This is a genomic window from Streptomyces europaeiscabiei, from assembly GCF_036346855.1.
GTDB classification, from domain to species: Bacteria; Actinomycetota; Actinomycetes; order Streptomycetales; family Streptomycetaceae; genus Streptomyces; species Streptomyces europaeiscabiei.
In genome coordinates this window covers 7,112,680-7,128,687 of record NZ_CP107841.1, presented here as the reverse complement: position 1 = coordinate 7,128,687, position 16,008 = coordinate 7,112,680, and the positions used below count along the sequence as shown (strand labels likewise).

The window sequence follows — 16,008 nt, the reverse complement described above, 5'->3', positions numbered from 1 at the left end:
GGCGGTCTCCTTTGCAGTTGCTTGCGGTCGTTGGCTCAGTCGCGGTTGCCGTTGACGACGTCGACCCCGGAGCGGGTGCCGGACTCGATGACCGGGGCGAGGACGGTGTGCGAGAGCCAGAAGCCGAACAGCGCGATCACGACGGCGACCCACAAGCGGACGCCGAGGAACTTGATCGCAGCCCAGGCGATGACGCCCAGGACGAAGACGAGCGGCAGCGAGACGGTCACGGGATCTCCTCGGGTGTCGTCTCGGGTCAGCGGACGGCGCAGCGGTGAGTGCGCGCGGCCAGCTCGGCGGCGGCCCGGCTGTCGTAGTCGGTCGAGAAGCCGCAGCGCGGGGCGGTGCAGGCGGCGGTGTGCTTCTCATGGCCACGGCCGTCGTAGTAGGTGCCGACCTGGACGGGACCGATGCGGACGAGGTTGCGAAAGCGGCGGTTGGCGGGCATCAGGGGTTCTCCTTCTGGTCGTTGGGGGATTCGCCGGTGAAGGCGGTGACGTGGTCGGCGAGCCAGCGCAAGATTTCGTCGCCCTCGTAGCTGTCGGCGGTGAGGATCACCGGTTCGGCGATGAGCACGGCTTCGGTGAGGCGGTTCTGTCGGGTCAGCTCGGCGGCACGCTTGAGTGCGCGGAGCGTGGACGGTCGCAAGGTGGAAAGTCCTCCGGGGTCAAGTGAGTTGAGCGGCGATGGCTTCGGCCAGCGGCATCGGGACGCCGAGCCGGGCGCGAAGGGTCGAGGTGTCGATGGGGGTGCCGGTTCGGGCGTGGTGTTCGTCGGCGACCTTGCGGGCGAGGGCGACGAGAGCGGGCGGTACGGGAGCAGGTGAGGGCGGAGCCGATCCGGCTTCGGCGGATGGCAGCTCGGCCACCGCCACGGGCGGATCCACCTCGGTGGCGGGCGGTTGGGGTGCCGAGTCCGTGACCGTCGAGGGCGGTTCGGTGTCGGCCATGGCGCGGGGTGTCTTGGGTGCGCCGTGGGCGAGGAGCGTTCCGCCGAGGAAGGCGACCGCGGGCCAGCCGGCGACGAGGATGCGCAGCCAGGCGGGCACGTGGTCCAGGTCGAGCAGTCCGGCGGTGGCGACGTTGGCGCCGAGGGAGGCGACCAGTGCGACGAGGAACCAGCACCACCCGGCGGCTTTCGCCTCCCCCGAGCGGAGCCGCCGCCAGGCCGCCACCATCAGCAGGTCGACGGAGACCGGGTAGGCCCACGCCTTCCAGCCGTCCTGTCCGGCGGCGGAGGCGAGGTCGTGCAGGTGGGCGAAGGACAGCGCGGCGGCGATGAGCGCCTGGACGAGTACGGCGTCCACACGGACGGGCAGGGCACGCACGGCGCGACTCCTTCCGGTTTCAGGCATGGGTGGGGTAGGGACGTGGCGCGGGACGGTCGCGCCGACCGTGGTAGCGGGTGCGGCTACTCGGCGACGGGGCGAGGAGTGGCTACCGGCCCGGACGCCTCCACGGGCGCTGGCGGGACGTAGGGGCGGAAGGGCACGAGCGCAGGCACGTCGGGTGCGAGGTGGGCAGTCTCGCGGCAGATGGCCGCCGCTTCGGCGAGGGAGAGGTGAGGCGTACGGATGCGGGACCAGCCGCCGGACGTGTCGCCGACGACGGCGAGGCCGGGCAGCTCGGGCGCGATGCCGCAGGCCGCGTACACCGCCTCGGGGGCGATGTCCCCGAGCGCCATCTTGGCGGAGGCTTCGTCGTTGACACGGTGGCAGACCCGGCCGGTCAGCTGGGCCCGGAGCATGGTGGCGCCCTTGCCCAGCTCGGCGCCGAAGCGCTGTCCGCAGACCTCCAGATAGATGCCGGCCGCGCGGCCCAGCTGAGCGAGGCGGATGAGCTGGGTGACCATCTCGTCCCGCCGTTCCTCCTCCTTCCTGGTGGCGACGAGGAAGAGTTCCGCCACCTCGTCGATGAACAGCACGATGGGAGCCGGGCGTTCACTCTCAGGCAGGCCCCAGATGTCCGAGGTGATCAGCTCATCCGGGGTCCTTGGGCCGATGCCCTGCCGGGCCTTGATCAGGTCGTAGCGGTCCTCCATTTCCTTCACCAGTACGGGCAGCAGCTCGGCCGCCTGTACTGGGTCGGTGGCCAGGGCGGAGAGCCGGGCCGCGAACGGCGCCAGCTCGACGCCGCGCTTGCAGTCGATCCCGACGAGGACGACCGGCTGAGCGGCCAGCCCGGTGAGCAGGTTGCGCAGGAACATGGACTTGCCCGACAGCGTGGCGCCGAGGACGAGTTGATGCGGAACGGCCCGGTAGTCCCGCACGAAGGCCGTCGCGTCCTCGCGCAGAGCCACCGGCACCCGAAGCGGCCCGGATCCGGTCCGGCGAGGCATCCGCACCTTGCGCAGGACGTCGAAGCCGACGAGCCGCAGTTCCACGACCCCGGGCTTGACGTCCCGCACGTACACGGCGTGGACGCCCCAGGCGTGCCGCAGACGTTCGGCTGAGGCCGCCACGTCCGCAGGTTCCTGTCCCGGAGCGAGCCGCAGCCGGAGCCGCAGGCCGGTCGAGGTGGGCCGGACCATGCCCCGCCGAGGCGGCACCGGCCGGATCTCCCGCCGAGTGGTCGCCTTGACGGCCAGCGCCCGCCACCGGGACGGCGGGACCGTCAGGCCGCACGCGTCCATGGTCGAGGAGTACGAGGCCAGCAGCCGGGCCACCGAGACCGGCAACCCGACCGTGGACCAGTACGCCGCAGGGTGGGCGTGCCGGGCGTAGAGCGCGCCGCCGCCTATCGCAGCGAGCGGCGCACCCCACTCGGCCAGCGTCACCAGGTCGGTCACGGTGATCAGCCCGCCTGTGCCATCGGGAAGGCACCCGGAGCCACGGCGGTGGCCCGGTAGGCGATGCCGTGCCTCTGCTGGCCGTTGAACACGCTCTCCCACGGCCGGGCGATGAGCCCCGGCAGCGAGACGGGAGCACCGACCGTCAGCCCATCGGTCACCCCGCTCTCGGGGATGGTGACCTGGATCAGGGACGACTCGCCTTCGTCGATGAAGACGACGCCGACCGTCATCAGCGCCTCACCGCTCACGGCATCCTTGGCAATCTCCCCGGTCTGCCGGTCGCGCACCTTCGGCGCCGGCGCTTCGGTGAGCAGGATCGTCGCGGTCGAGGCGTCAATGCGGATCACACGCACAGAGATTTCTCCTTCTGAGTCGATCAACTCGCTACCTGACAAGTTGACTTAGCAAGTTCGAAGTTAGAGATGCCAAGTTGACTTGTCAAGCGGCTTGATGGCGGCCAACGAGCGCAATCGACAACGCAAGCGCACCCTGAACCCAGGCAGCACAGAGGAGGGCGCGCCATGGACGAACAACACCGCGCTCAGGGGCCGCAGTCATGGGGTCCCCGCAACTCGCAGGGGTCCGCGCCATCACCGAACGCGTGGTCCGCGCCACCACAAGGTCCCCCGCCAAACAGCCCCGATCAGGGCGAGACGACACCCCGGCCGAAGAAGCGACACCGCGTCTTCCTGTGGCTCTTCCTGGCCGTCCAGATCTTGTTTCTGATCTGGGTGATCGCGGGCGCCGCGAGCGGCAGCGGCACACCCGAAGAGTGCCAAGGCCGAACGGGTGACGCCTTGAAGCTGTGCGAGGACGCGAGCGATGCCGGAACCACCATCGGCGTGGGACTCATCATCGGCCTGTGGGCAGCCGTCAACGTCATCCTCGGCTTCTCATACGTGGTCTACCGACTCGCCAGCCGCCGCACTTGAGACAGGCCGTCGCAGCCGAGCAGCAGGCGGCCAGCAGGTTCAGGTGAGTCGGTAAGTGTCTTCGAGTTCCTGCCGATCAGCGGGCAGCAGCACATCAGCGACTTGCAGGGCTTGACCGGAAGCGTCGCACGCGACGATCAGGACACTGAGAACGGGCACGCCGTCCGGCAACTCCAGCAGCTCGGCCTCACTCCGTTCAGGAAGCCGAGCCGAGACACGTTCTGTCACGTGATCGAAGCGGATTTTCTTCCGCGTCTCAAGGTGAGCACGGGTGCCGCCGCTCAACGGATTCGCACTCTCCAGCTCGGTGCCTTCGACCAGGCCGGCGGGGAAGTACGACGAGACCAACTCGACGGGTTCGCCGTCCTCGACGACAAGAAACCGGCGCACGAGCACCTTGGCACGCTTCGACAAGCCGAGGGCAGAGGCTACGCGCGCCGGAACAGGAACCCGACCGACCTCGACCAGCCGCCCAGGGGTCTGCGTCTCATCACGTGCGAGCGTTTCGGTCCCCCGGCGGTCCTTGTGCTCCACGACGGCCGGACGTCCGCGGACGATCGTGCCGTATCCCTGCCGGGACTCCAGCCAGCCGTCACGCTTGAGAAGTTCCAGAGCCCGGACGACGGTTGGTCGGGACATCCCGAAGGCTTGCACGAGTTGGTTCTCACTGGGCACGCGGGTCCCGGGCGGATATGTGCCGTCCTCGATGCGCTGCTGAATGGTCTGAGCGAGGCGGACGTACTTCGGTGCCTCCACTTCATACGCCATGAACGCCGCCGCCTGTCGAGATTGGCCAAGTCAACTGGTCAACCAGACTAGCGACAACTGCGCCGTCAGGACAGAACCGGCCCGACGCCCTCATCGGACGGCCACGCGTCGGCAACGTCGAAGGAGACGACTGTCCCGCCGAAGCGGCTGGGACCGGAGTGCCACGACTCGGCGATGGAGTCGACGAGGAGCAACCCGCGCCCGTGGGCATCGCTGGCCTCCGGTTGCCGCATGCGCACACTCGCCGGGAACCCGGGGTTGTGCACCTCGATCCGGAGCGACGTCTCCACGCGGTACCAAGCAACGCGCACCGTCCAGGTCTCGTCTGCCCGTCCGTAGAGAATGGCGTTGGTCACCAGCTCCGAGATCATCAACACACAGTCGTCGATCGAGCAGGCCGGGTTGTACGGGGCGATGAACTTCCGGAACCAGCGCCGGGCCCGAGGTACGGACTCCGCGACGGGGTGCAAGGTCATGGCACCGAGTCGCGGTGAGTCCGCAGAGGGAAAGCGGTCGATCGTGTAGGCCATCCGCACTCACTCCTTGCCGCTGCCGTCGCAGTCGAGGCAGCGTCGTTTCGACGTGGCACTGAGGCGGTCGTTGGCCGTGGAGAGCGCCAGTGCCGTGCGGGAGCCGACGCGCTTCCAACCGCGCCCTCGACATCCCCGGCAAGTTGCACGCGCGCCCTGGTCCGGCCGCTGACTCGTCACTCGGTGCCCCCTTCCGAATCCAAGTGGCCTTAGCCACTTCCTGGATAGTGGCATTAGCCACTTGGACTGTGCAAGCGGTTCGACGCAACTCCCAGGCCATCAGGTGAGCGGGTAGCCCTGCTCGAACGCCCAGCGATGCGGCGGATAGGTGGCTTCGGCGAACTCCAACGGCCGGTCCTGAAGGTCGAAGACGACGTGATGAACGATCAGGACTGCAGAACCGGGCTGCAGCTGGAGGTCTGCCGCCTCCTCTGCCGTCGCACTGCGAGAGCACATACGGTCTTCGGCATAGCTCCCCTGGCGCCCCGTCATGTTCTCGACGTACATGAGCGTCCCCTCCTGGATCCGATCCGGCTCCAGGAGCTTCGGGGCGCGGTGGCCGACGTCCGGAGCGAACCACGAAGTCGACAGCGTGATCGGCCCGTCCTGATTGTTCGTCACCCGCCGCCGATGCACAGCCCTGCGGTCCTTGACCAGGCCCAAAGCCTCAACAACGTGATCCGGGGCTTCCATCCAACCGGCCGAGGTGATCACCGCGTACTCACCAGGCGTGTAGATCTTCCCGGTCTGCCGAGCCCGCCCGTACAACTCGCGCGCCCGCCGGTTCACCTCCAGGCTGCGCACATACGTGCCCGATCCCTGACGCTTCTCGACGAGCCCTTGATGGCTCAGCGCCTCCAGCGACCGCGCAGCAGTAGGGCGGGACACCTTCCAGTTCGCCGCCAACTGCCGCTCCGAGGGCACCTCGTCCCCCGGCCGCAGGTCACCCCGAAGAATCTGATCACGGATGTAGTGCGCGATCTGGAGATACTTCGGCTGAGCCTCCTCGATCTGTGGCATGCCTCCTCCTCGCCTTTCCCATGGCCAAGTGGCTATGGCCAGTAGCCACTATAGGATGAGTGGTCAACCCCCGACCCCGTAGGCTGAACCGCATGAAGCGGTTGATCGTCGCAGCAGGAGGAGGGGGCGACGCAGTCGCCGCCGCAATGCTTCACGCCGCCCTCTACGGCGACGAGGACCAGGCGGTGATCCTCACGTACGCGTGGGACCGCCTCCTGATCGACCCGGTACCGGGCCCCCGAGGACCGAACAACTTCACCGGCCTCCAACACCTCACCCCAGCAGTCCGGACAGTGCCGGCCGAAGCCCGCCCGATCGCTCCAGCAGGCTCCACCCTCCCCCGACTCGCGGCAGAGCTCCCACACACCTTCGCGCTGATCGACCCACACCACGGAGTCGAAGGCATCACCCGCCAGCTCGAAGAGCTAGTGGACCGCTTGTCACCGGAGTCGATCGATCTCTTGGACGTTGGCGGAGACATCCTCGCCCGAGGCGATGAGCCGACGCTAAAGAGCCCGCTCGCCGACGCCGTCACGCTCGCCGCGTGCTGCCAGGTGAACGCACCGATCCGCCTCCTAGTGGCAGGCCCCGGTCTGGACGGCGAACTGCCTCCCGATGAACTACGCGGAATCCTCGGCCCTCTCGTCCACACCTTCACGGCCAAGGACGTTGAGCCGATCAGCTCGGTCCTGGAGTGGCACCCATCCGAGGCAACCGGGATGCTCGCGGCGACAGCCCGAGGTGTACGCGGCACGTGCGAGATGCGAGACGCCGGCCTTCCCGTCCCTCTCACTGACGAAGGGCCGACTGTCCATGAGGTCGACCTGGACGAAGCGCTGAGCCGTAACCAGTTGGCTCGCGCCATCACGGCGACTGCCACCCTGGACGAGGTAGAGGCACACAGCCGCGAAATCTGCGGCTACTCGGAGATCGACTACGAGCGCAACAAGGCCGCGTGGCTCAAGGAACAGCCACCAGTGAAGCTCGACCCCGAGGCCGTGCTGTCCCAACTCGACCAGTTCGAAGCCGAGGCCCGGAACCGCGGAGTCACCCACACGACGTTCCGCCGCATCACCGAGGCTCTGAACCTCAACGGCTCCCTACGCGAGGACCTGCGTCAACTTCTGATCAGCAGCACTCCGGAGAAGTACGACGCGCCCCTGTGGCGCATCACATCCACTTGTCTAGTCCCAGGTGATGTTTGACGTTCTGGTCCCAGATGATGCTTGACGGTGGGCCTAGACAACATCGGAAACCTTGTAGGGCTTGTTCGCCTTGACGTGGCGGACGGGAATGTCGGTCGTGCGCCGGATGACCCGGACCTGCCCGTCCAGCTCGACGGTGATCGTCGTCTCAGACACGTGCACGGTCACCGTCTGGCCTGCGTACGGGCGGCCGAGGGAGACGCTCTGGCGGCAGACCATGATCGTGCCCACAGCACTGATCCGCCGCTGCACCCGCACCGGCTCGATGCCCGGCCGCGGTGGCGGTCCGGCCGGACGCAGGCCCCGCAGCCGACGCACTTCCTCTCCGGTCAGCGGGTTGGGCCGCACCCGCAGGAGTTCTCGCGAGGATGGGTCGAAGAACGACAGCGTCTCGTCGTCGAGGCGGATGCCCACCTGGCGGCCGCCGAGGATCTCCGCGGCCAGCACCTGGCGCCCGGCCAGGCCCACCAGGCCGCTGTTGTTCACGACCCGGTCCACCTCGAACGCCATCCCCTCACCGGCAGGCAGCGGGGCCGGTCCGGCCGCACGGCCGCCCCGGACAGCCAGCCGTCCCAGGTCAGCCACCGACAGGTGCGACCGCACGCTCTTGATCCGCGTCCCAGCGATCAGCAGATGGATCACCGACGTGTCCGCCCAGAACGTCACCGTCAGCCCCGAACGGGCCGGACCCAGCCAAAACTGCTTGCCCGCCACCTGCAGATTCCCACTCGCAGGCACCACCCGATCGAACTCCACCGGCCCACCGGGCTCCACCGCCGCGGCCGGGACCACCTCAGGCAGGGCGGCGGGCACAGCCGAGGCTTCAGCCGGAGCCGGAGCCGGAGCCGGAGCCGGAGCCGGGTCCGGGTCCGGGTCCGGGTCCGCTGGAGGTGTCCGCTGCTGCGGCACCAGCGCCAGCACTCCGGGAATCTTCAGCCCCAGCATGTCCCGCTCCTCCTCGGGCACCGGGGTGAACCGGTCTCCCGGAGACTGCATGTCCAAGGCCTGATGCGGACGCATCGAGTTGTATTCCTGCACCCAACGATCCAGTGCCGCCTGGGCCGCTTCGATGCTCTCGAACGCGCCGCAGTCGTCGAGGAGTTCACGCCGCAGCGTCTGATGGAACCGCTCCACCTTGCCCGTCGTGGTCGGCGACGCCGGCTGCGTCAGCCGATGCGCGATCCCGTTCTCCCGGCAGATCCGGTCGAACAACACCTCACCGCCCTGCCCGAACCGGTCGGTGAACTGCTTGCCGTTGTCGGTCAGCACCTCTTCCGGCACCCCGAACCTCCGCAGGGCCCCCGCGAACGCCGCACAGACCGCCCGACCGGTCGCCCGCTCCACCACCGACGCGATCACGCAGAACCGGGAATGATCGTCCACCCCGGTCACGACTTTGGCCTCGGTCAGCTCACCGGTCACCGTGTTGACCAGCATCACGCCGCCGACGATGTCCATCTGCCACAACTGCATCGGCCGGTCCCGCTGCCAGCGCTTGTAATCCGACCGCTTCCGCCGCCGCACCCCCGGCTCCACCAGACCGTGACGGACCAGGATCCGATACACAGTCATCCGTGACGGCAGCGGGCTCACCGCCCCGGACCGCTCCAGCGCATGAGCGATCCGCCGCGGACCCCAGCGAGGGTGCTTGCGCCGCAGCTCGCACACGGCCGTCTCCACCTCGGCGGAGGCCTGATGCGGACACGAGGCCGGCCTGCGTGACCGGTCCGCCAGCCCCGCCAGGCCCGAGGCGGCATACCTCGACTTCCACCCGCTCACCGTCTGCCGCGACACCCCCAGCGACGCGGCGATCTCCGTCACCGTCGCACCCGCCAGCACCGCGAGCACAGCCCGGTATCTCTGCTCGACAACCGACAACTCCACCAGAGCCAATCCCGGCCTCCCGCCACACGCCACAACAACGTGCACAGAAAAGCCGATCACGGCCACCGTCAACCATCAGCTGGGATCGAAGTGTCAAGCATCTCCCGGGACCGGACACGCATCACATCCACTGCTGAGTAACAACCTTCTTCACCGGTTCAAGGCGGCTCGCTCCGCTCCCCGCGCGCGGCCCGGCCCTCGGCCGGGCCTGCGCTCCTGCCTCCGTCCCGCTCCAGCCCGGCCGACGCCCGTGCCGCGCGCTACAGCAATCAGCCACCAACCGAAGAGTGGTACACCGTGAGTAGAGCAGCCAGCGGGAACCGCAAGTTGAGCACACCACGACGAGAAGGCGTATTCTGAAAGCGAGATTGGGCTCCGCCCTAATTGACCATCCGATCTACGCCAGCCGGCTTCAGTATGGAGTGTTGACCTGGTGCGCTGAGAAATTTCCAGCCACCTTCCCTCCCCTCGCGTAGCAGCTGACACAATTTTAGTGAAGCTGCGAGCCTGCTACCTCTGCCGATCTCACCCTGACCCAATGAGGTGACTTCGATGACCCATGACCCCCAGTCCACCCCTAAAGGGAAAGAGCCGCCTCCCAGGCACCAAGGCACCACCTTTCTATACCTTGGACCCAGAGCAAAAAACAAGGCAGAACGCGCCACCGCAAGTACAGAAGAGCAATCTATTCAGGCAGAACAAGCTATTGAGAATGGACTGGCAAATACCGCATCGAAAGCCCCCTGGCTGGAACTTCCACTCGCCTGGATACGCTACCTCAGAACAGAACTTAACATTCAAGAGTGCGAGGAGAGTAGCTGCAGGCAAGAAAAGCTTCTCGCCGGAGCCAGGAATCACCTCAGGATCGCCGAAGCGGCATGCACAGAAGAGCGCAAATGGTATAAATTGCCCAGGAAGGCAAATAGGCTCGAGCGAGTATGGGCAAACGTGAGAGCCGCCGACGTGAATCTGCTGGCGTTGAGTTCCGATGAAGAAGTGAGAGCCCGCTGCGGTTTCGTCGAGGCAATGATCCAACAGTACATTCACAAAGATAGCCCTCAGCGCTCAAGAGCAGCAGCAGCAATCAAATCAGTCACGGATGAGACCAAAAAAGAGGCGAAGATACCCAAGCAAGATCGCATCACCATCATCCAGGCACTAGGCATAGCCTACTCCTCCCTCGACGGCAGACTGCGGCGGGTCCGAATCCTTGCCAACATGTTGTGGATGGCGACTGGTCTTACATTTATTGGGGCTGCCGCCCTTGCCATTTGGGGATTCTTTGATCCACAGACTCTGAACCTGTGCTTCGATCATCCACAGAAGGGGGACTTGATTACCAGTGCCGAAAATCCGACTCCTGAGGATGTGATCGTCTGCCCAACGGGCGAAGAGGTCGTTAACGAGAATCGCCGCTTCCTTGACGACTACACTGACCGCCTGGATGTTCTTTCTGTAGAACTTGCCGGGCTCTTGGGGGCAGCATTGACTACAATTGTCGCCCTGCGAAGAATAAGTGACGATCACACTTCCCCTTACTCGCTCCCCCTAGCGGCGGCTACTCTGAAGTTTCCACTTGGAGCGATAGCGGCTTTGATTGGAATTCTATTCATTCGGGGAGCATTCCTTCCTGGACTGAGCGCCCTCGACACACCGATACAAATTCTAGCTTGGGCGGTCATCTTCGGAGCCGCTCAGCAGCTCGTCACCCATCTTATTGACCAGAAGGCTCAAACAACATTGTCCGGTATCGGGAAGCCGCCGGATCCTCCGGCTAAAATGACTCAGAGCTGAGGCTGATCCTCTCCGCATCAACTTGCGCGGCCGAGATCGAGACCGATTGTGGCAATAGCAACCTTCTCGCTCACCCCAATGGGTCCGTAACACAGCCGCAACCACGTCAGCGCCCCTCCAAAGCATCTGGCCAGCCACGAAGGACGAGGAACCAACACTCCGAGGAGTTTTGGGACACGGCAAGTTGGGCCAACAGCGTTCCGCGTCCGAAGCGTCCATGGGCCGCCGACAGCCAATGACGACCCATCAAGGAACAGGCCTCCGGCGGGGGCGCTCAGGCTCCGAGATGGAGGGGGACGTTCGCGAGTGCCGGCCCGTGGTGGCGTGCGCTGGGAGCCCCCATCCCGTCTGCCGTCGACCCAGGCAGAGCCGAGCAGACGCGGCCCAGGGCGTCAAGGTCGTTCGTACAATGGCGCGCTCCACCTTGACGCCCTGAACCACGCCCGCTCCACGGTGTGTGGGTCGACGGCAGACGGGATGGGATATGAGCCGGGCCGCGACGCAACCGTTCTCCTGCGCACCACCAGAACAGTCGCTCCTGTGCATCCTCCCTTGGATGCATACCCAGGCCATGCTCGGAGCACAGGGGCCACGCCTGCCACAGAAGCTCCATGACGGTCTCTCGCGCGGCATCGGCGACACTCGCCAGTGCAGAGACAAGGCTGTCCTGTGAGTTCGGGTCCAGGCAATTGCCGTGCCACTCGCCGTTGGCCATGCCGACGTAGACGTCCTCCGGCTCATCCGCAGCGTAGGACGGAACGGCCAGCAGTTGCAGGGGTTCCAGCTGGGGAAGCGTCACCGCCAGGTCCCGGTTCAGAAGGGCGAGAGCCTGGTCCCACACCAGGTACTCGCCCGGCGAGACGCGGCGAGGCTCGGGGGGTTCGAAAAGAGCGCACATGAGCACCATCCTCCGCCACACCGGGGACAGCCCCAATCGCTCAACAGCGTCGCCCCTGCAAAAACCGCGTGTGGCGACTGACATCAACGGCTGACACCAACAAGCACGAACAGCAGCGCTCGGCGGCGGACCTCAGTGGACGATCGGCCGAGGCGCAGGCCAGGTTGACCGATGTCGACAGTCCCCTGTGATCGACCTGATAAAGATAAGGCTAGATCATAAAGACTATACCGATTGGGGGCCGTTTCCGATCGATGGCCTCCACTCGGCATGACGAAGCCACTGAGGCTCGCCGACTCATTTTAGGGACCCTTCAAGTATCCAGTTTCCGAAAGATATTGACACCAAGAGTCAACTAGGTGAATCAAGAATTCGACGATGTCGTCGACATACCTTTCGACGTCGGAGAGTGAAACTCCCGCTTGTTGAAAGATCTCAACATACGAAATGTTGCCATGGGCGACGTCGTTGCGCAGCATTGCCATCTTCTGAAGAGACGCACTCCAAGCAGCCGATGGGAAAGAAAGGCCAGGCAGGCCATATATCTCCCAAAGCCGATTGAAGTGTTCCGGTTTAAGCGTCTTTCCATCGAGAGGAGGCTGCGCTTGTCTTCGGTTGACGGGAAGTTCTACCGGTTCCGCACAAACGTCCAATGTCGTTGCGTATTTTCGTCGTTCCCATAATTTGCTGTGATCATTGAGCTCACGAAGACTCTCAAAAGTCGTGTGCGCGGCGAGCTGGCGGAGACTCGATCGCAGGTCGCCCATCGTGACAGCGGACGAGTTGATGGCCATGTGAGTCTCTTGGATTAGATATTTAGTGAAAGACTCCAGCTCCGCCATGACGCAGACGATGGCAAGGGCCCGCGCATCACGGCTTTCGCTGGACCATCTTGGATTTCCTGAGGTCTGCGAATTTCCTGTGACCAACGCCAGGAACTTCTTAAGGTCATCCACTCGGCGAAGGAACTTATCTGCTCGAAGATGAATGTCGATAACCAGGTTGTCATGCGGTGCCACTGAGCAGTTCCTTTGCCCGCTTAACGCGCCTGTTCAACATAGAGCGAGTATTAGTGCCAGCACCGGTAGAAGCTCTCAACTCCTCGTCTTCTAGCCAATCTGGCGCAACCTGTACGATCGGCGTGCCTTCCTGAATCAGCTCTCCTGCCGCAACCAGGCACGCTTCGAATTGCACAAGGGGCGTGACCGGAGTTTGCCTACGAAGAAACGGTTGGCCGTCGCAAGCCGCATGTAGAGCCGCAAGCGCCTTATCGAAAATTTCACCTTCTATGGCATATTTGAAGTCACTATTAGCCGCCTGCATGTAGTTATTTAGAAACGTTTCTACCTTGCCATCAAAATGCTCCTTATAGTTTTTGTAGGCAAAGAATTTGAGGACCTGCTCCGCTCTCGTGCCATCATCCTGCCGCGCGCGCTGCAACTTGAGAATGTCATCAAAGCGTGCATCCATAGAGAGTTCTTCAATGAAATCGTAGAAACGCCCTCTATAGACGCTCGCCCGCACCTCTTGGGCCGTGAGCTGAATTCCGCCACGGTTGAGTCTTTCGAATACATCGAATCGCACCTGAAGGTCACTCTTATCGGTGAGTGAAATAACCTGCAACGGTTGCCTACCAAAGTACACTTGCAGGTTTCTCGGGAGATCCGAGAAGGTGCACCCGTTCAGCTCCGTCAGCTTTTCGAGCTTCTCCAGTTTTAGTGGGCTGTGCCGCTGAAAATCGCGAGCTTCAGCCGCATCGCGCGCCAAAAAATGGGCAAGCGTTGAGAGTCGCTGTAGCCCGTCCACCACTTCCCATTGAAATCCGACGTTGGTGGCGACGAAGATCGGCGGAACAGGGAGCCCGAGGAAGATGGACTCAATGAATAGAGATTCGTCGCTCTCCGTCCAGCGAAATTTTCTCTGATAACTAGGGGAGGCATTCAACTCTTCATCCGCAATCATGCGCACCAATTCGCGGACAGAAAAGTTATGAACCGCTACGTCAACTCTCCCGCGCTCTCCACGCAGCTGCTCTTCAAGGTTATCGAGGGAGTGGGATCCAGGCATGCGCGCAGTCTAGTGTCAGGTGGTATGGGCAGCGAGGGGTATCGAGCGGTCCAATGCCTCGCCCTCCCACGTCTCGTGAGGCTCTGTGCTGTGGGCCGTCTCAGTTTCCGTCTCATTCAGCGCCGTTCACGGGCGTTCCGTGTGGACCGAGCGGAGGTTCCGCAACAGCGGTCGGCTGCGCATGAACGCAGGTGAACGCCCCCGCACACAGCCCACCACCCCACCACCACAGTTGGAAAGCGTGCGCACGGTGCGGAAGCCGCTGACCGCGCCACAGGTGCTCAGCCTTCACTGACAGTCCATGGTTTACGGTCCCGCCCATGGCTGCGAGACCGGCTACGAGCTGGCGTCATGGCATAGCTGAGGAAAGCAAGGAGCTTCATGTGCGACGGCGGTCCGGCCGTCGCAGCTTGCTGTGGACAAACACTGGGCAGCGGCATCTCTGTGCAGATACGGCGTTGACCTGTCACGATCAAGCCGTGGCCAACCTGTCGAAGATCACAGATCGTTTGGACGCCGTCATGGACCTGATGGGTCCGGTGATCGGCGTCATAGCGCTGGCAGTGGGCATTCAGACCTACCGTGACGGTGGATCTGTGGGTTGGCCCCTGGCGGGAGCGGCGCTACTCGTAATCAATCTCTTGGTGGCTTGGCGCCGGCTCTCCGGCCGTCGGCGCTCAGATGCCTCGTCGTAGCGACGCCACACGGCCGCCCTGCTTGTAGAGCTACGGATCAGAAGGCGCCGGGATCGTCACGGGCCGGCCGTCACGTGTTGCGCTGGTCGACACAAACCTTGAAGCGTGGCTGAGGCCGGTAGGGGCGCAGCAAGGCACACGCGCGCCTGATCGGTCGGCGAACCCGCCATCGTGGCTGACCGTCGTCGGCTGAGGCTCAGATGGCTCACACGATGGCTACGCTTTCTGGACACCCCGCCTCAGGAGTTCGTCATCGACAGCGCGAAGCCTCTCCCGCCACTCCCGCGCGGCCTTGGGGTTGCGGCCCACGCCACGCGCCACGGCACCCTCAACCCGCTGAGCGGCGAAAGCCCTGCGCTCCCGGAGTTGCTCGACAGAGAGGCCGGCCAGATCGGCGTGCCAGTTGTCGTAGAGCTTCCAACGACTCATGACCCCAGGGTGCCGACAACCGAGCCCCGAACGCGTACCAATTTCGGGCGCCCCCGGTGGGCTACTGCTCGATCGCACCACAAGCGCACCAGATCGAGCGGGGAACAGCAGGGAATCACGGGGACCGCAGTCACGCCCGCCGAGGCCACCCCTTAGCCGTTCGCCCAGGTCAGCACCCGAGCCAGCCCCAAATGCCCGCAGCTTCCCAAGCTGAGGGCTCAGGCACTCTGGTCACGGCTTCGCCGTCGGTGCTTGCTCTTGTCGACGGCAAATGCCAATAGCGTGGCTGATGCCGGTGGGGGTACAGCGAGACACACGCGCACCTGATCGGCCGGCGCACCCGCCCTCGTGGCTGACTGTCGTCGGCTGAGGTTCGCGCAACTGCCGCGCAGGGCGTGCCTGCAACTGGGGCGTACCAGCCGCCGAGCTCACCGGCCTAGTGGGTCAATGAACCGCCATGGGTAAACGCCGTCGTCCCCCTCAGAGGCCGTCAGCCGATCAGCACCACTTACCGTAACCGTACCGCTACGCTTGCCCGTATTGGGGGGTCCGAGCACGGGGGTGGGAAGCATGACCGGCACAACTCCAGGTGGCCAGCCAGGTGCTGGTGACGGATCTACATCGCAGGCGCCTACGCCTCCAGGGTCAGCTTCCGCTGCGGGGCCGAGTGGGACTACGGCGCGGGTCAGCATCACGGTGGCACTGATCGCGGCCACAGCTGCCATTATCGGCGCAGTCATCACCTCCTCTTGCGGTCGAAGCGAGCCACCACCTGTCCCCCCTGTCACGAGCGATGAGATCTGGTCGGCGTCACCAACAGAGCAGGACTCGCCCAGTCCGACCCCGCCAGACTCGCCCGATGCGCCAAAAGAGGACAAGCCCAAGCAGTCAGCTCCCGCCGCGGTGCGTTGGCGTGGACCGGTGACGCTGCCCTTTGCTCTTAACGTGGCCTCATCGGAAGGTATGGAGCTCGATACCAAAAAGCCGGTGCTATCT

The 16,008-nt window shown here is 64.7% G+C and carries 16 protein-coding genes; 3 read left to right on the top strand and 13 right to left on the bottom strand.

Features of this window, described 5'->3' with window-relative positions; genetic code table 11:
• Positions 1 to 35: 35 nt before the first annotated feature.
• The 6 genes from OG858_RS31350 to OG858_RS31325 all read right to left on the bottom strand — a co-directional run bounded on the left by OG858_RS31350 (position 36) and on the right by OG858_RS31325 (position 3,143).
• Complete coding sequence (locus OG858_RS31350; RefSeq protein WP_319120432.1) at positions 36 to 230, bottom strand: hypothetical protein; 195 nt, start codon at positions 228 to 230, stop codon at positions 36 to 38.
• 26 nt (positions 231 to 256) lie between these two features.
• Positions 257 to 448, bottom strand: a complete 192-nt coding sequence (locus OG858_RS31345) for a mobile element transfer protein (protein ID WP_327724897.1) — start codon at positions 446 to 448, stop codon at positions 257 to 259.
• The gene (locus OG858_RS31340; protein WP_327724896.1) at positions 448 to 648 is read right to left on the bottom strand and encodes a hypothetical protein; all 201 of its coding nucleotides are present in this window, start codon (positions 646 to 648) and stop codon (positions 448 to 450) included. Before OG858_RS31340 ends, OG858_RS31345 begins: the two co-directional genes overlap by 1 nt.
• Positions 649 to 667: 19 nt before the next feature.
• On the bottom strand, positions 668 to 1,327 hold the full coding sequence (locus OG858_RS31335; RefSeq protein WP_033530340.1) for a DUF2637 domain-containing protein: 660 nt from the start codon (positions 1,325 to 1,327) through the stop codon (positions 668 to 670).
• 83 nt (positions 1,328 to 1,410) lie between these two features.
• Positions 1,411 to 2,787, bottom strand: coding sequence for an FtsK/SpoIIIE domain-containing protein (locus tag OG858_RS31330; protein ID WP_327724895.1), 1,377 nt, complete (start codon positions 2,785 to 2,787; stop codon positions 1,411 to 1,413).
• 5 nt (positions 2,788 to 2,792) lie between these two features.
• Positions 2,793 to 3,143, bottom strand: a complete 351-nt coding sequence (locus tag OG858_RS31325; RefSeq protein ID WP_033530342.1) for an SCO3933 family regulatory protein — start codon at positions 3,141 to 3,143, stop codon at positions 2,793 to 2,795.
• 168 nt (positions 3,144 to 3,311) lie between these two features.
• On the opposite strand from OG858_RS31325, the gene OG858_RS31320 reads away from it, so the two are divergent.
• Positions 3,312 to 3,722, top strand: coding sequence for a hypothetical protein (locus tag OG858_RS31320; RefSeq protein ID WP_327724894.1), 411 nt, complete (start codon positions 3,312 to 3,314; stop codon positions 3,720 to 3,722).
• Between the two features lie 39 nt (positions 3,723 to 3,761).
• Here the strand turns inward: OG858_RS31320 and OG858_RS31315 are convergent, their stop codons facing one another.
• From OG858_RS31315 to OG858_RS31305, 3 genes are all read right to left on the bottom strand, one after another.
• Positions 3,762 to 4,490: a GntR family transcriptional regulator gene (locus OG858_RS31315; protein ID WP_327724893.1), complete on the bottom strand. Its 729-nt coding sequence runs from the start codon at positions 4,488 to 4,490 to the stop codon at positions 3,762 to 3,764.
• A 65-nt stretch (positions 4,491 to 4,555) separates the two neighbouring features.
• Positions 4,556 to 5,020, bottom strand: a complete 465-nt coding sequence (locus OG858_RS31310; protein ID WP_327724892.1) for an ATP-binding protein — start codon at positions 5,018 to 5,020, stop codon at positions 4,556 to 4,558.
• 279 nt (positions 5,021 to 5,299) lie between these two features.
• Complete coding sequence (locus OG858_RS31305) at positions 5,300 to 6,040, bottom strand: GntR family transcriptional regulator (protein WP_319129749.1); 741 nt, start codon at positions 6,038 to 6,040, stop codon at positions 5,300 to 5,302.
• A 92-nt stretch (positions 6,041 to 6,132) separates the two neighbouring features.
• Between OG858_RS31305 and OG858_RS31300 the strand changes: the two genes are divergently transcribed.
• Positions 6,133 to 7,245, top strand: a complete 1,113-nt coding sequence (locus OG858_RS31300; protein WP_328544220.1) for a DUF1152 domain-containing protein — start codon at positions 6,133 to 6,135, stop codon at positions 7,243 to 7,245.
• A 33-nt stretch (positions 7,246 to 7,278) separates the two neighbouring features.
• Here OG858_RS31300 and OG858_RS31295 read toward each other — a convergent pair whose 3' ends face one another.
• Entirely contained in the window at positions 7,279 to 9,123 is a 1,845-nt protein-coding gene (locus OG858_RS31295; RefSeq protein WP_328545291.1) for an IS481 family transposase, read from the bottom strand.
• A gap of 558 nt (positions 9,124 to 9,681) precedes the next feature.
• Between OG858_RS31295 and OG858_RS31290 the strand changes: the two genes are divergently transcribed.
• Complete coding sequence (locus OG858_RS31290) at positions 9,682 to 10,923, top strand: hypothetical protein (RefSeq protein ID WP_327724890.1); 1,242 nt, start codon at positions 9,682 to 9,684, stop codon at positions 10,921 to 10,923.
• Positions 10,924 to 12,123: 1,200 nt separating this feature from the next.
• Here OG858_RS31290 and OG858_RS31285 read toward each other — a convergent pair.
• The 3 genes from OG858_RS31285 to OG858_RS31275 all read right to left on the bottom strand — a co-directional run bounded on the left by OG858_RS31285 (position 12,124) and on the right by OG858_RS31275 (position 15,012).
• Positions 12,124 to 12,840, bottom strand: a complete 717-nt coding sequence (locus OG858_RS31285) for an MAE_28990/MAE_18760 family HEPN-like nuclease (protein WP_327724889.1) — start codon at positions 12,838 to 12,840, stop codon at positions 12,124 to 12,126.
• On the bottom strand, positions 12,827 to 13,888 hold the full coding sequence (locus tag OG858_RS31280) for a DUF262 domain-containing protein (protein WP_327724888.1): 1,062 nt from the start codon (positions 13,886 to 13,888) through the stop codon (positions 12,827 to 12,829). The genes OG858_RS31285 and OG858_RS31280 overlap by 14 nt, the downstream gene beginning before the upstream one ends.
• 911 nt (positions 13,889 to 14,799) lie before the next feature.
• The gene (locus OG858_RS31275) at positions 14,800 to 15,012 is read right to left on the bottom strand and encodes a hypothetical protein (protein ID WP_327724887.1); all 213 of its coding nucleotides are present in this window, start codon (positions 15,010 to 15,012) and stop codon (positions 14,800 to 14,802) included.
• Positions 15,013 to 16,008: the final 996 nt, after the last annotated feature.

Excerpts from the sequence above, each read along its gene's own strand:
- OG858_RS31345 (WP_327724897.1), bottom strand. The coding sequence starts at position 448 with ATGCCCGCCAACCGCCGCTTTCGCAACCTCGTCCGCATCGGTCCCGTC.
- OG858_RS31320 (WP_327724894.1), top strand. The coding sequence starts at position 3,312 with ATGGACGAACAACACCGCGCTCAGGGGCCGCAGTCATGGGGTCCCCGC.
- OG858_RS31315 (WP_327724893.1), bottom strand. The coding sequence starts at position 4,490 with ATGGCGTATGAAGTGGAGGCACCGAAGTACGTCCGCCTCGCTCAGACC.
- OG858_RS31310 (WP_327724892.1), bottom strand. The coding sequence starts at position 5,020 with ATGGCCTACACGATCGACCGCTTTCCCTCTGCGGACTCACCGCGACTC.
- OG858_RS31305 (WP_319129749.1), bottom strand. The coding sequence starts at position 6,040 with ATGCCACAGATCGAGGAGGCTCAGCCGAAGTATCTCCAGATCGCGCAC.
- OG858_RS31300 (WP_328544220.1), top strand. The coding sequence starts at position 6,133 with ATGAAGCGGTTGATCGTCGCAGCAGGAGGAGGGGGCGACGCAGTCGCC.
- OG858_RS31290 (WP_327724890.1), top strand. The coding sequence starts at position 9,682 with ATGACCCATGACCCCCAGTCCACCCCTAAAGGGAAAGAGCCGCCTCCC.
- OG858_RS31280 (WP_327724888.1), bottom strand. The coding sequence starts at position 13,888 with ATGCCTGGATCCCACTCCCTCGATAACCTTGAAGAGCAGCTGCGTGGA.
- OG858_RS31275 (WP_327724887.1), bottom strand. The coding sequence starts at position 15,012 with ATGAGTCGTTGGAAGCTCTACGACAACTGGCACGCCGATCTGGCCGGC.